The 13777-nt window shown below is 31.9% G+C and carries 16 protein-coding genes and 2 pseudogenes; 14 read left to right on the top strand and 4 right to left on the bottom strand.

The window, feature by feature from the left end:
• Window positions 1-88: 88 nt before the first annotated feature.
• From ABXT61_RS04620 to ABXT61_RS04610, 3 genes are read left to right on the top strand one after another with little or no spacing between them, the layout of a single operon-like run.
• Window positions 89-568 carry a YbaK/EbsC family protein gene (locus ABXT61_RS04620; RefSeq protein ID WP_415314603.1) on the top strand — a complete coding sequence of 160 codons (480 nt, stop codon included), beginning with the start codon at window positions 89-91 and terminating at the stop codon, window positions 566-568.
• Window positions 565-1458 carry a DMT family transporter gene (locus ABXT61_RS04615; protein ID WP_415314602.1) on the top strand — a complete coding sequence of 298 codons (894 nt, stop codon included), beginning with the start codon at window positions 565-567 and terminating at the stop codon, window positions 1456-1458. The genes ABXT61_RS04620 and ABXT61_RS04615 overlap by 4 nt, the downstream gene beginning before the upstream one ends.
• Window positions 1445-1609 (top strand): hypothetical protein, encoded by a 165-nt coding sequence (locus ABXT61_RS04610; RefSeq protein ID WP_415314601.1) that lies wholly within the window; start codon window positions 1445-1447, stop codon window positions 1607-1609. The genes ABXT61_RS04615 and ABXT61_RS04610 overlap by 14 nt, the downstream gene beginning before the upstream one ends.
• Here the strand turns inward: ABXT61_RS04610 and ABXT61_RS04605 are convergent.
• From ABXT61_RS04605 to ABXT61_RS04595, 3 genes and pseudogenes are all read right to left on the bottom strand, one after another.
• Window positions 1606-2151: a hypothetical protein gene (locus tag ABXT61_RS04605; protein ID WP_168607360.1), complete on the bottom strand. Its 546-nt coding sequence runs from the start codon at window positions 2149-2151 to the stop codon at window positions 1606-1608. The genes ABXT61_RS04610 and ABXT61_RS04605 overlap by 4 nt on opposite strands.
• A gap of 149 nt (window positions 2152-2300) precedes the next feature.
• Window positions 2301-3660, bottom strand: a pseudogene (locus ABXT61_RS04600) (glycine cleavage T C-terminal barrel domain-containing protein).
• On the bottom strand, window positions 3653-4381 hold the full coding sequence (locus ABXT61_RS04595; RefSeq protein WP_415314600.1) for a methylenetetrahydrofolate reductase: 729 nt from the start codon (window positions 4379-4381) through the stop codon (window positions 3653-3655). Before ABXT61_RS04595 ends, ABXT61_RS04600 begins: the two are co-directional and overlap by 8 nt.
• A 100-nt stretch (window positions 4382-4481) precedes the next feature.
• Between ABXT61_RS04595 and ABXT61_RS04590 the strand changes: the two genes are divergently transcribed.
• The 6 genes from ABXT61_RS04590 to ABXT61_RS04565 are packed head-to-tail and all read left to right on the top strand — an operon-like array spanning window position 4482 to window position 8278.
• Window positions 4482-5678 carry an aromatic ring-hydroxylating oxygenase subunit alpha gene (locus tag ABXT61_RS04590; protein WP_415314598.1) on the top strand — a complete coding sequence of 399 codons (1197 nt, stop codon included), beginning with the start codon at window positions 4482-4484 and terminating at the stop codon, window positions 5676-5678.
• A gap of 8 nt (window positions 5679-5686) precedes the next feature.
• On the top strand, window positions 5687-6316 hold the full coding sequence (locus tag ABXT61_RS04585; protein ID WP_415314597.1) for a class I SAM-dependent DNA methyltransferase: 630 nt from the start codon (window positions 5687-5689) through the stop codon (window positions 6314-6316).
• Window position 6317: 1 nt separating this feature from the next.
• Window positions 6318-6725 (top strand): AAA family ATPase, encoded by a 408-nt coding sequence (locus tag ABXT61_RS04580; RefSeq protein ID WP_415314595.1) that lies wholly within the window; start codon window positions 6318-6320, stop codon window positions 6723-6725.
• Window positions 6725-7099, top strand: coding sequence for a cytidyltransferase (locus ABXT61_RS04575; protein ID WP_415314594.1), 375 nt, complete (start codon window positions 6725-6727; stop codon window positions 7097-7099). The genes ABXT61_RS04580 and ABXT61_RS04575 overlap by 1 nt, the downstream gene beginning before the upstream one ends.
• Window positions 7083-7868, top strand: a complete 786-nt coding sequence (locus ABXT61_RS04570) for an enoyl-CoA hydratase (protein WP_415314593.1) — start codon at window positions 7083-7085, stop codon at window positions 7866-7868. The genes ABXT61_RS04575 and ABXT61_RS04570 overlap by 17 nt, the downstream gene beginning before the upstream one ends.
• Window positions 7853-8278, top strand: coding sequence for a CoA-binding protein (locus ABXT61_RS04565; RefSeq protein WP_415314592.1), 426 nt, complete (start codon window positions 7853-7855; stop codon window positions 8276-8278). Before ABXT61_RS04570 ends, ABXT61_RS04565 begins: the two co-directional genes overlap by 16 nt.
• 68 nt (window positions 8279-8346) lie before the next feature.
• On the opposite strand, the gene ABXT61_RS04560 is transcribed toward ABXT61_RS04565, so the two are convergent.
• Window positions 8347-8529, bottom strand: a complete 183-nt coding sequence (locus ABXT61_RS04560; RefSeq protein WP_415299504.1) for a hypothetical protein — start codon at window positions 8527-8529, stop codon at window positions 8347-8349.
• Window positions 8530-8563: 34 nt separating this feature from the next.
• Between ABXT61_RS04560 and ABXT61_RS04555 the strand changes: the two genes are divergently transcribed.
• From ABXT61_RS04555 to ABXT61_RS04535, 5 genes and pseudogenes are all read left to right on the top strand, one after another.
• Window positions 8564-9133, top strand: a complete 570-nt coding sequence (locus ABXT61_RS04555) for an NAD(P)H-dependent oxidoreductase (protein ID WP_415314590.1) — start codon at window positions 8564-8566, stop codon at window positions 9131-9133.
• Window positions 9075-9578 carry a DUF4864 domain-containing protein gene (locus ABXT61_RS04550; RefSeq protein WP_415315940.1) on the top strand — a complete coding sequence of 168 codons (504 nt, stop codon included), beginning with the start codon at window positions 9075-9077 and terminating at the stop codon, window positions 9576-9578. Before ABXT61_RS04555 ends, ABXT61_RS04550 begins: the two co-directional genes overlap by 59 nt.
• A 59-nt stretch (window positions 9579-9637) precedes the next feature.
• Window positions 9638-12071, top strand: a pseudogene (locus tag ABXT61_RS04545) (GcvT family protein).
• A complete protein-coding gene (locus ABXT61_RS04540) occupies window positions 12071-12820 on the top strand; it encodes an electron transfer flavoprotein subunit beta/FixA family protein (protein WP_415314589.1) in 750 nt (249 codons plus the stop codon). The pseudogene ABXT61_RS04545 and the gene ABXT61_RS04540 overlap by 1 nt, the downstream one beginning before the upstream one ends.
• Window positions 12820-13773, top strand: coding sequence for an electron transfer flavoprotein subunit alpha/FixB family protein (locus tag ABXT61_RS04535; protein ID WP_415314587.1), 954 nt, complete (start codon window positions 12820-12822; stop codon window positions 13771-13773). The genes ABXT61_RS04540 and ABXT61_RS04535 overlap by 1 nt, the downstream gene beginning before the upstream one ends.
• Window positions 13774-13777: the final 4 nt, after the last annotated feature.

Raw genomic sequence — 13777 nt, 5'->3', positions numbered from 1 at the left:
TGCTTGAATAATAAATATCACCTATGCGTTTTTTACATATGAATTACATCATTATTTGTTAAATTATCAATCAATTATTAGTTGAAATATGAGCTTATTAGATAAAGAACCTGTTAAAAGAGCAGAAAAATTTCTTAAGAACTTTGACCAATCTCTAGAAGTTATAATTTTAGAAAATTCAGCAAGAACAGCACAAGATGCTGCTAAAGCTTTAGATTGTAATGTGGGTGCAATTGTTAAGAGTTTGTTATTTAAAACAGGAGATAGTTTTACTTTGTGTTTAGTGGCAGGTGATAAGAGGTGCTCATTAAATAAAATAAAAAAGATTAAAGATAAAAAAGATATCTCAATGGCATCACCAGAGGAAGTTAAGACACAAACTGGATATACAATAGGTGGTGTGTCCCCAATTGGTCATTTAGAGAAAATTGAAATTATAATAGACAATTCTTTAGAAAGGTTTAATGAATTATTTGCTGCAGCAGGACATCCAAACTGTGTTTTTAAGATTAATTTTAAAAATATTCAAAAAATTACAAATGGTAAAGTTGAAGATATAATTGAATGAGACAGCCTAAATTAATTGATTATATTTTATTAATAATTTTATCTTTAATATGGGCGTCAGCTTTTTTTAACATTAAGATTGCAACAGAATCTTTTGGTCCAATTACAATTGCTTTCTTAAGAGTTTTATTTGGATCAATTCCAGTACTATTATTATGTTTTTATAAAAAAATAAAAATAGAAGCTTTTTCAAAAGATTGGCATTGGTTTGCAATAATAGGTTTTGTTAACTTAGTCGCTCCTTTTTTCTTAATAGCTTATGGTGTTAAATCTGTTCAAAGTAACTTAGCAGCAATATTAATGTCGACAACACCATTAAGCTCAACAGTATTAGGGCATTTTTTTACAAAAAATGAAAAATTTAATTTTATCAAAACATTTGGAATTTTGATAGGATTTTCAGGAATTATCTATTTATTCTCTGACAATTTTTTAATCAATGATAACAATTTTTTTTCTGCATTAATGATTTTACTTGGATCAACTTGTTATGTCATAGGAGGAGTTTTAACTCTTAAAATCAGTAATAAAAAAAATGAGAATGTAACAGGCTCAATATTAATTTGGGCTATAATAATTTTAATACCACTAGTTTCTTTTATAGAAAAACCTTGGAATACAATACCATCAGTAGAATCAAGTGTTTCAGTTATTTATCTGGGTCTGGTATCAACGGGATTAGCATGGCTACTTAGGTTCAGAATTTTAAAAAATAATGGATTAATATTTCAGTCACAAGTTTCTTACTTAATACCTATTTTTGGTATTGGTTTAAGTTATATATTTTTAGATGAATTAATTACCGATAAAGTTATAGTTTCATTGCTTGCAGTACTAGTAGGTCTTTATTTTGTAAAAAAAGCAGGATCAAAAAAATATGAAAAAAGATAAAAAAATTGAAGTAAGTGAAAATTTTGAAGAAATTGATAACTTCTGTGAAGAATGTAAAAAAGAAGACGAAAGCGTTTCTCAAAATTTAATTTTAACAGGATTTAAAACCTGTAATTCTTGTAAACTTTCAAAAACTATATTTCCGATTTAACTAATATTACTAATAGGCAGAGCATTCATTTTGCTCATTACAAAAGATATTGAAAGAAAAGCAATTATTAAAAAAGCTAAAAAGACTATTCCAAATGATTTAAAATTAGACTTTAAATTTAAAACTTGTTTTGTTGAAATGATTAATCCTGCAAATATCCAAAACTGAGTTAGAAATATTATTGGGATCATTAAATCTGGAGTTACAGCAAAAAATCTTAAAAGCCCAGGCGCATGAGCAAACCCTACAGCTGTTAATACTTTTTTAAATGGAACTTTAGTTTCTTTATCTGGAAATAATTTTACACCGATCACATAAATAAAAAGTCCCCATACAAACCAAGTAAGAATGGCAGTTAAGCCAGACATTGCAACAGCAGTTTTAATAACAGTATTTGCAGCAACAGCCCCAGCTAAGCCGTCTAGTATCATTATAAGACCTGCAAAATATATTGCAGCTTCACCAAAGTTCTTGTTATCTTTGTAGAGAGTTTTATCTAATTTAATAGACCGAACAATTATATTTAGAAATTGACCAAACATTATTTTTTTTTTTTATTATTTTTCTGTGCTTTATAAGAAACAAATAGTGGAAAGAGTATTAAAGCAATTACTATTATTATGCAAATAGCTATTAGGAATGATTTTGTCATTATTAGTGGGGGAGAATTAATCTCCCCCAAATAATTAATTTAACCTTTAACGACTTCTCTTGTGTTTGCGTTATAAGATTCTGTAAATGGTATATCTACTACCACAGCATCAACAGGTGCTCCTGGTGTGTCAGAATATTTAGCAGGTAAGTGAACTTTGTATTTAGTTCCAACTTTTCCTTTAGGGAATCCGTTTGCATTTAATGTTCCATCAAATGGTACATATCCCATTGCTATATTTTGACCTTTTTCAGGGTGATACCAAGGTGATGTGATAAATCCTACAGGATCTCCACCACTCTCAGGTGACACTAACCAAAAGTCAGGAGCATATTCTTCAATTGGTTTTCCACCCATTTCAAGACCTACTAACTGAAGTTTGTAAGGTTTTTTTCCATCCTTAAGCTCTGCACCCATTTTCTCTAGTACAGCTTTACCAATGTAGTCAGCTTTCTTGTTCCATTCACCTTTGCCGGCTAATGAAACTTGATAACCAAGGTTACACTGGAAAGGATTGTGTTGATGATCCATATCTTGTCCCCAAGAAAGAATTCCAGCTTGAATTCTTCTATGGTGAGCAGGAGCGATAACCATTAGGCTATGTTTTTTACCTGCAGCAAGAACAGCATTCCACATATCATCAGCGTATTTAGTTGCTTCTCTTAAGTAAATTTCATATCCAGCTTCACCTGAGAAACCAGATTGTGAAATAACACAACTTCTTCCACCAACTTTTGCTTCAGCTAAACCATAGAAAGGCATGTTATCTAGATCCACTTGATCACCAATAAGGTCCTTCATTAAAGCTTTTGATTTAGGACCTTGAATTTGCACTGGGCAAACATCAATTTCCTCGATTGTACAATCAAATCTTCCATCAGCGTTAACACCTTGAAGATACATTCCAATATCAGAAGTCTGATAGTGAGAACCAAAATTCATCTTTTGAAATTCTAAGAAGAATAGGATCATTTAAAACACCACCATAAGCATTACATAGAATTACATATCTTGCTCTCATTGGTGAGATTTTAGTTGCATCTCTAGTTATAACGTAGTCAGTAAACTTTTCTGCATCAGGACCTTTAACTCTAATTTGTCTTTCAACAGCAACGTTCCACATTGTAACGTGATTTTTAATTGCTTCGTATTCAACCATAGCTCCACCATCTTCAGGTTTTACATAACCTCTTGGGTGATAAATACGATTGTAAACAGTTGCTCTCCAACAACCGGCTTCCATTGATAGATGCCAGTATGGAGACTTTCTTACTCTTGTTGAAATTAACATTTCAACTTTTGTAGGGCCACTTTGTCTTAAGTTATATGGTACTTCACGATCTGATTGATCAACTGAAGTCACGTGCTTTAGTTTAGTATAGTCAAATTCATTAGACATAACTGTTCTCCCTCAACCACTTGTTAGTTTCCTTCAAGCCGCCGAATGTATAAATGTGGAAGTTGCCAGTAAACTCTTTCACTTTCCCAATTAATTCATTAGGGTCTTTAGGTTTCAATAAATCTAATGCCTTACTAAAATTAGACTTAAGAAAGTTTATAGAATTTTTCGCCCCGACAATATTAGCAAATTTAATCAAGCTAGTTATTTTCATTGGCCCAGTAATTCCTACATGCACTGGTACTGACTGCTTAGAAATGAAATCTACGATAGGTTGACTCTCTAATAACCATTGGGTCACTATATAGTCGGCGTAAGGTTTTTTATCTATCATAGCCTTTTCTAATTCTTTATCAGAAATATCCTGACTTCCCTCCGGATGTCCTGCTATTCCTATTTTAATTCCATCAAAAAATCCTGTCTCTAAAATTTGAATTGAACTATCAAATTTTCCAACTGGCTCTCTACTTCCTCCAATTACTAAAGCTTGTTTAACACCCACATCTTTACATCTTGAAATGTAATCTTTAAGTTGAGCGTCATCAGTAATTGATCTTGCTGGAAAATGTGGAACTGGATTAAATCCTTTTTTAACTAATTCAGCTGACTGGTTAGCTGTCTCTTTATAATCTCCTCCTGGAAGCATGGTTATATAAACATCCTTAACGGGAGGCAATGTATCAAGATCTGTTTGAGGTCCAACCTCAAGTGAAAAATTCATTTTCCCGATGATTATCTTTTTTGTAAATGCTGTCAAAGAAATTCATCCTGTGGACAAAAATATTTGTTGCCAAAAATTATGCTGGTGATAATTTTTTTAAATGTCTGAAAATCCTAAAAATCTTACCTTGTCAGATATCCTGGATGTGGCAAAGATCAAGGTGGTAAACAACCCTATTGAGCAAGCTCATGGCCTACCAAATGCATGCTACACGAGCCCTGACTACATGATGTACGAAAGAGAGAAGATTTTTGCAGACAAATGGTGTGTAATTGGAGTAGCAAGCTCAGTGCCTAATATTGGAGATGCCAAACCATATAGCTTACTAGGGATCCCATTAATCATATTGAGAGATAAAGAGAAGAAAATCAGAGTGTTTCATAACGTCTGTAGTCACAGAGGATTTAAGCTTTTGGACGAGCCATGTTCTTTAAAAAATGTTTTAAGATGTCCTTACCATTCTTGGTCATATGATTTTGGAGGAAAATTGATAGCCACACCTCATATTGGAGGGTTAAATATTCACGAATCAGAGAAATTTGATAAAACTAAAAGTAATCTAAAAGAGGTTCGAACTACAGTTTGGATGGATATAATATTTGTTAATATTCATAATAATGAAATAGAATTTAACGAATATGTTAAACCTCTAGAAAGTAGGTGGTCAAAATTTATTTCTAAAGAAGATCAACATTTACTCGTTACCTCTAAGGACCATGGGTATTTTAGTTTAAATGTGAAAAGTAATTGGAAGTTTGCAATTGAAAATTATTGTGAAAGTTATCATTTACCAACAATTCATCCAGAATTAAACAAAATATCAAATATAAATGATCATTATCATATTCAAGGTTTACCAAACAGATTTGCAGGTCAGGGTAGTAAAAAATATAATCAATTAATTAAAGAAAATAAGACATTTGATAATTTTAAAAAATGGCCAAAAGATTTAAGTAAAAATTCAGAATATATAGCCTTATTTCCAAATGTTATGATCGGTTTGCATATCGATCATTTCTATGCTTTTTGGTTAGAACCTATTTCAATTAATGAAACCAAAGAACATTTAGTCATGTATTATGTAGGAGACAGTAGTGCTAATGGAAAAGAATTTGAAGGTATGAGAAAAGAAAATTCAAGAATTTGGAAAAATGTTATGTCAGAAGATATAAAAGCTATTGAAGGTATGCAAGAAGGTAGAAATTCACCAGCATATAATGGTGGAAATTTTTCTCCAGTAATGGACAATCCAACTCATCAATTTCATAAGTGGGTCGCTAATAATTTAACTGAATGAAAGAATAAATGTCAAAAAAAGATGTAGGAAATAAAATTCCAATTTACAAACTAAAAACCACCAAACAAGTAATGAATTTCTATGATGAGTGGGGAAATAAAGATAAATATAATAAAGATATGGTTGATTGGGACTATTCAGGTCCAAAAGAAACGGTAAATATCTTTAAAAAGTATGCTGAAAATAAAGATATGCTAATATTTGATGCAGGTTGTGGAACAGGTTTAGTTGGAAAAGAATTGAAAAAATTTGGATATAATAATTTTTATGGTGCAGATTTATCTAAAACTTTATTAGATACAATTCCAAAAGGTTTATATAAAAAATTAGATAAAGTAGACTTAAATGAACCCATAAAAACTAATGATAACTATTATGATGCGGTCATGTGTGTTGGAACCTTTACTTATGCCCATGTTAAACCTAATGCTTTAGAGGAATTTGTAAGAATTACTAAAAATAAAGGACTGATTTGTTTTACTATTAATGAAGGAATTTATGAAGAGTATGGGTTTGATAAAAAAATAAAAGAATTAAAAGATAAGAATAAATGGAAAGAAATTGTATTTTTTAAATCAGACTATATTGCCAGCAAAGATGTAAATGCGTGGCTGGGTCTATATGAGGTTATAAAATAAAATGAAAATAATATTAATAATGGGTCTACCAGGATCTGGCAAAACAACTTTGGCAAATGAAATTGCCCCATCACTAAATGCTAAAAGACTTAATGCTGATGAAGTTAGAAAAGAAGCTAATGATTGGGATTTTTCAGAAGAAGGCAGAACAAGACAAGCCAAAAGAATGGCAGATTTTGCAAAAAAATTAAAAGATGATGGAAATTATGTTGTAGCAGACTTTGTTTGTCCAACGCCTGAAGCAAGAAATTTATTTCCAGCAGATTATATTGTTTGGGTAAATACAATAAAAGAGGGACGTTTTGATGATACTAACAAGATGTTTGTTAAACCTGAAAAATTTGACTGTCAGGTTACAACTCAAGATGCTAAACATTGGGCACCAATAATAGTAAAGGGAATAAAATAATGGCTTATGAGTGGGATAATAAAAAACCGACAGCACAAATGCTTGGCAGATGGCAACCATTTCATGATGGTCACTATGCTTTATTTCAAGAAATTATTAAAAAAACAGGTCAAGTTTGTATTCAAATTCGAGATGTTCAAGGTGTTGATGATAATCCATTTGATTTTGACACAGTTAAAAAAAATATTGAAGAAAAGCTAAACCCAGAATTTAAAGGAAGATTTAAAGTAATGATGGTTCCTAATATTACTAATATTTGTTACGGAAGAGGAGTTGGTTATAAAATAGAAGAAGTTGTTTTATCAGAGGAAATACAACAAATCTCTGCAACAAAAATTAGAGCTAAAATGAGAGAAGATGGCAAACTTAAGTAATATTAAAATTAAACTTTTAAATAAAGATATTGCTTCAATCATCATTAATGAGCCAAAAACATATAACGCACTTTCATTTAAAAATTTAGAAGATTTAATTAAAGCTTTTAAAAAATTAGATGAAGACAAAAATATTAAGGTAATAATTATTGAAGGGTCTGGAAAAGGTTTTAGTGCAGGTCATAATTTAAAAGAAGTAAGTGGATTAAATAAAAGAAAAAAATATCAAAAACTTTTCAATCTTTGCTCAAAATTTATGCTTCAAATAGTTGAAGGAAAAAAGCCAGTTATTGCAAAAGTTCATGGAGCAGCATTTGCTGCGGGATGCCAATTAGTTGCGAGTTGTGATCTAGCTTACAGTTCTAATGAGGCAATTTTTGCAACACCAGGAGTAAATATAGGTTTATTTTGTAGCACACCGATGGTTGCTGTTAGTAGAAAAGTTAATAGAAAAAGAATGATGCATATGCTGTTAACGGGAGATCCTATTAAAGCAAATTACGCAAAAGAAATTGGACTAATTAATAATCATTTTTCTAAATCAAAATTAAACAATGAAGTATTAAAAGTTGCCAAAACTATTTCTTCAAAATCAAGTCTTACAATTAAAATTGGAAAGCAAACTTTTTATAATCAATTAGAAATGCCATTAAGAAAAGCTTACGCGTACACAAGTAAAATGATGACTAAAAATATGATGGCAATGGATGCAAAAGAAGGAATATCTGCATTTCTAGAAAAAAGAAAACCCAAATGGAAAAACAAATAATAGACGATAAAATTAAAGAACTATTTATTAGCTCAAGAGTAATAGCTTTAGTTGGGGCAAGTAAAAAAAAAGAAAAGGATTCGAATATAGTAATGAAATTCTTACAAAAATCTGGTTATAAAGTTATTCCTGTAAACCCAACATGTATAAATGAAACAATACATGGAGAAAGAGTTCATGGAACTCTATTAGATATAAAAGAAAAAGTAGACATTGTTGACGTTTTTAGACCAAGTGAAGAGACTATAGATATAGCTAATCAAACTAAAGAAATTGGGGCACATGTTTTGTGGCTACAACTTAATATTGAAAATGATAAGGCTAAAGAAATTGCTACAAAAAATAAAATTTATTACATTGCTAATAAGTGTACTAAAATTGAATTTCAAAAATTATTTGGAATAATTTAGTAAATTATTTCTATTAAATTGATAATTAATATTTTAATGATAAACCTAGTTTATCCAACTTTATAGGGCTAGTTTTTGACTACCCATGCTCGATGATAAAAATCATCTATATTTTTTTGAATTAACCCTTTGGCAATTTGGGTAGCTTCTTGCTCTTCAAAAGGGCCATGTTTTTTTTTAGTATTCTTTAATATCGTTTCAATCTCGTTAGGGTTGGTATGCTCACCTTCAATTACATAAAAATTTTTCATGGCTTTCTTATAGAACTAGTTTAAAAATACACAAATGAAAAAAATATTTCTTTTATATGGTCACTATAACGAAAAATCCTTTAACGCTGCTATTAGAGATGCATTCATAAAAACAGCTGAAGCAAACGGTCATTCAGTCGATTGTGTAGATCTATATAGGGAAAAATTTAACCCTGTTTTTGCAGGTGAACAAGCTGGTGAAGATGTTCTGGATCATCGTAGACGTATTGAGAAGTGTGATACCATTGTTCTAATTGCACCTATTTGGAACTTTAGAATGCCAGCAATAGTGGAGGGATGGATAGATAAAGTTTTGTCACCACCATGGGCATTTACATTTAAAAAATTAGTTGGAAATTATGGTTATCCAATGGGAAATTTAAAAGATAAAAAAGCTATAATTTTTTGTACTTATGGGTCTCCAAGGCTCGCTATTACAACCTTCTTCTTAAACTTACCTATAAGAAGATTAAAAAGAGGCGTATTTCACATGTGTGGCATTTATAATATTGTTTACAGAAGATATTTTGCTGTACCGTTTGTCAGTGATAAAAAAAGAGAACAATTTTTGGAAGACGTCAGAACAACTGCACAAAATATATAAAGTAATTTTAATTACTTTATTTTTAACATCTCCATCATTTGCTGAATTAGTTAAGCCTAACAATGGGATTGAACCTTATCAAGTTGTCAAAATCCAATTAAGAAGTTTAAAACAGAACGATAATCCAAAAAAGGATAATGGAATTGAGCAGACTTGGGAATTTGCACATCCAAATAATCAAAAAAATACAGGTCCTATAGATCGTTTTAAAACGATGATAAAAGGAAAATCTTATGTGATGCTTCTTAATCACTTGGACCATAAGGTTGTGGAGGTAAAATCTGATGATTTAACTGCTCTTTTTGAAGTAACAGTTCTTGATAGAGATAAGGTCTACTATAAATTTAAGTGGGCAGTTGAAAAATATATAAAAGAGGGCCCTCTTAAGGACTGCTGGCTGACCACAATGGTCTCCGCGCCAATGCCTCTTGGATCTTCGGTTTAAACTAATAACTAAACGATTTTTGTTTCGTTAATAATAAAAAAATAGTAGGAATCGGACTAATGAAATCTAAAGCTAAAGTTGTTGTAGTTGGTGGTGGTGTAGTAGGAGTTAGTGCACTTTATCACTTAGCAAAAAAAGGTTTGTCAGATGTTGTTCTTGTCGAGAGAAAAGAATTAACTTCAGGATCAACTTGGCACGCAGCAGGTCTGCTTCCATTATTTAATATGAGTTATTCAGTTGGACAGCTTCATAAGTATGCGGTTGATCTTTATAAAAAATTAGAAGAAGAGACAGGACAAAATGTTGGCTTCAGCGTTGTCTCAAACATTCGTTTAGCAAGTACTAAAGATAGAATGGATGAGTACCACCAATATGCAGGTGTTGCACAAACTATAGGTGTTGATGTAAAATTTTTAACTCCAGATCAGGTAAAAGAAATTTGGCCTTTATGTCGTACGGATGATTTACTTGGCGCAATCCAACACCCAGAGGATGGATATATTCAACCTGCAGACTTAACACAAGCAATGGCAACTGGCGCAAGAAATATGGGTGCAGAGATTTATAGAAATACAGCTGTAGTTGGAATTAAACAAACTAAAGATGGATGGATTGTTGAAACTGATAAAGGAGCTATTGAATGTGAACATGTTATTTCTTGTTCAGGAAATTTTGCAAGACAAACTGGAAAAATGGTTGGTTTAGATATTCCAGTTATTCCAGTTGAACATCAATATATTGTTACAGAAGCACATCCAGATATTTTAAAAAGAAAAAAAGAAGGCTTACCAGAGATGGGAGTTTTAAGAGATAGTGATAGCAGATGGTACATGAGAGAAGAAGCTGGTGGTTTAATATTAGGACCATATGAAGATGGTGCTCCAGCCTGTTATGTAGATGGCCCATCAAAAGATTCAGAGTACGAATTATTCCAAGAAGATCTTGATAGACTTGCACCACACATAGAAGGTGCAATTCATCGTGTTCCAGCCTTTGGCGAAGTAGGTGTAAAAAAAGTTTATAACGGAGCAATTTGTTACACACCTGATGGAAACCCTATTGTTGGTCCAGCTTGGGGACTTAAAAATTTTTGGATAAATGAAGGACATAGCTTTGGTATTACTGCAGCAGGTGGAGCAGGTTGGCAACTTGCAGAATGGATTGTAGATGGAGAACCAACAATTGATATGCTTGGTGTTGAACCCAGAAGGTTTGGTGATTATGCAACAAAATCCTATTTAAAAGAAAAAAATGAAGAAGCTTACAACCATGTATTTAAAGTTCATTATCCAGACGAAGAAAGAGGTGCTGCTAGAGAATTAAGAACATCACCTTGTTACGATAGAATGAAAGCATTAGGTGCTGTTTTTGGGCAAAAATTTGGCTGGGAGAGACCTAATTTCTTTGCAGTAGATGGAATGGAACAAAAAGATGATTGGTCTTTTAGAAGATCCAAGTGGTTTGAAGCAATAAAAAAAGAATGTAAAAATGTAAAAGAAAATGTGGGTCTTTTAGATATGACTGCATTTGCAAAATGTAGAATTAAAGGATCTGGTGCAGAAGAATTTTTAGATTATTTAGTAGCAAACAGACTTCCAAAAAAAATAGGAAGAATTGGTTTATGTCATGCCCTTAATACTAAAGGAGGAGTTCATTCTGAATTTACAATAATGAGAGAAGCTCCAGATAGTTTCTATTTAGTTTCTGCAGGAGCAAACCAAAGATTAGACCATGATTGGATTCAAAAATGGATGCCAAATGATGGGACAGTTCAATTTGAAAATCTAACTAATAGTATGGGTGTACTTGTTGTGTCTGGTCCAAAGGCAAGAGAATTAATGACAAGAGTTTCCAGTGATGATTTTTCTGGTGAAAACTTTAAATGGTTGAGTGCTAAAAATGTAAATGTTGGAAATGCACCAGTGAATGCTATGAGAGTAAACTTTGTTGGTGAATTGGGTTGGGAACTTCATCACCCAATTGAATACCAAAACCATATATTTGATAAATTGATGGAAGCTGGCAAAGGTTTAGGTATTAAGCCTTATGGGATTAGAGCGATGAATAGTTTAAGACTTGAAAAATCTTATAAACTTGTTGGGACAGAATTATCAATTGAATATTCACCTTACGAATCTGGACTAGATAGATTTATACATCCTAATAAAGGAAACTTTATTGGCTTAGAAGCGCTTAATAAATGGAGAGAAAAAGGTTTTAAAAATAAACTGGTTACTATGGAAATTCACAATGTTGAAGATGCGGATGTTCTAGGAAACAATCCAATTTATGAAAACGATAAAGTTGTTGGACGTGCAACAGGAGGAGATTTTGGATTTAGATTAGGTAAATCGATTGCGTTAGGAATGGTGAACCCTAATGTTGCGACAACTGGTCAAAAATTGAAAATTGATATTTTAGGAAAAATGTACGATGCTACTGTATTAGATGAGAAGTCCTTACGATCCAGAAAATAATTTATTGAGAGCATAATGAAAATATTAGTCGCAGTTAAAAGAGTAATTGATTACAACGTTCAAGTCAGAGTTAAAGAGGATGGAACTGGTGTTGTTACTGATAATGTAAAAATGTCGAGCAATCCACCCGATGACAATGCGATTGAAGAAGCTGTAAAAATTAAAGAAGCAGGTAAGGCGACAGAGATTATTGCAATTACAGTCGGTGAAGAAAAATCACAAGAAACTGTTAGAAAAGCATTGGCAGTTGGTGCTGATAGAGGAATTTTAATCAAAACTGAAGGAATTGTTGAGCCATTAGCCGTAGCAAAAGCACTACAAAAAATTGTTGAAAAAGAAAAACCAGACCTAGTTTTTATGGGTAAACAAGCAATTGATGATGACTGTAATCAAACAGGCCAAATGTTAAGTGCTTTATTGAATTGGCCTCAAGCAACATTTGCATCAAAAATTGAAATAAAAGACAGAACTTTAGAAGTAACAAGAGAAATTGATGAAGGATTAGAAACAATTGAAGTTAATCTGCCAGCTATTGTGACATGTGATTTAAGATTAAATGAGCCACGTTATGCTTCACTACCAAATATTATGAAATCTAAAAAAAAACCTTTGGAAATTTTAACAGCAGCTGACTTAGGAGTTGATACCACACCTAGAGTTCAACAAATTAAAGTGGAAGAACCACCAAAAAGAAAAGCAGGAATTAAAGTTGCAAGTGTTGCCGAGTTAGTTAGCAAACTTAAAAATGAGGCAAAGGTAATATAATGTCAGTTTTATTAATAGCAGAACATAATAATAAAGAAGTAAGACCTTTTACATTAAACGCAATTACTGCAGCATCACAAATGGATGGAGATGTGCATGTCCTATTAATTGGAAATAATTGTGGAGATGTTGCTAAATCATTATCTGAAATGCCAGCTGTTAAAAAAGTATTGCATGCTGAAGCTACTCACTATGAAAACTACTTGGCAGAAAACTTTGCACCATTAGTTGTAAAAGTTTCAGAAAATTATTCTCATATTGTTAGTTCTGCTAATACATTTGGTAAAAATTTGATGCCAAGAATAGCAGCAAATTTAGATATATCTCAAGTAAGTGACATCACTAAAGTGATATCAGCTGATACATTCAGAAGACCTATTTATGCGGGTAATGCATTTGCTACAGTAAAAAGTACAGACACAAAAAAATGCATAACAATTAGACCGACATCTTTTGAGCCTTGTGAAACTTCTGGTGGCTCTGCTCCAATAGAAAAAATTGAAGCTACTGAAGAGTTCACATTATCAAAATTTATTAAAAGAGAAGAGGTTAAATCAGACAGACCTGAGCTTGGAACTGCTAGAGTTGTAGTTTCTGGTGGAAGAGGAATGCAAAATGGAGAAAATTTTAAATTAATAACTGATATTGCAGATAAATTAAATGCAGCAATTGGAGCATCACGTGCAGCAGTTGATGCGGGTTATATTAGTAATGAACATCAAGTTGGTCAAACTGGCAAAGTTGTTGTTCCAGATTTGTATATTGCAGTTGGAATTTCTGGAGCAATTCAGCATTTAGCTGGAATGAAAGAAAGTAAAATTATTGTTGCTATAAATAAAGATGGTGAAGCGCCAATATTTAGTGTCGCAGATTATGGTCTGGAAGCAGACTTATTTGAGGCATTACCTCAATTCTTAGAAGAATTGAATAAATTAAATAGTATACAAAAATAATCAG

The organism is Candidatus Pelagibacter sp. Uisw_137 (assembly GCF_047720245.1).
Lineage (GTDB): Bacteria > Pseudomonadota > Alphaproteobacteria > Pelagibacterales > Pelagibacteraceae > Pelagibacter.
This window is presented reverse-complemented; position numbering and strand designations above follow the sequence as displayed.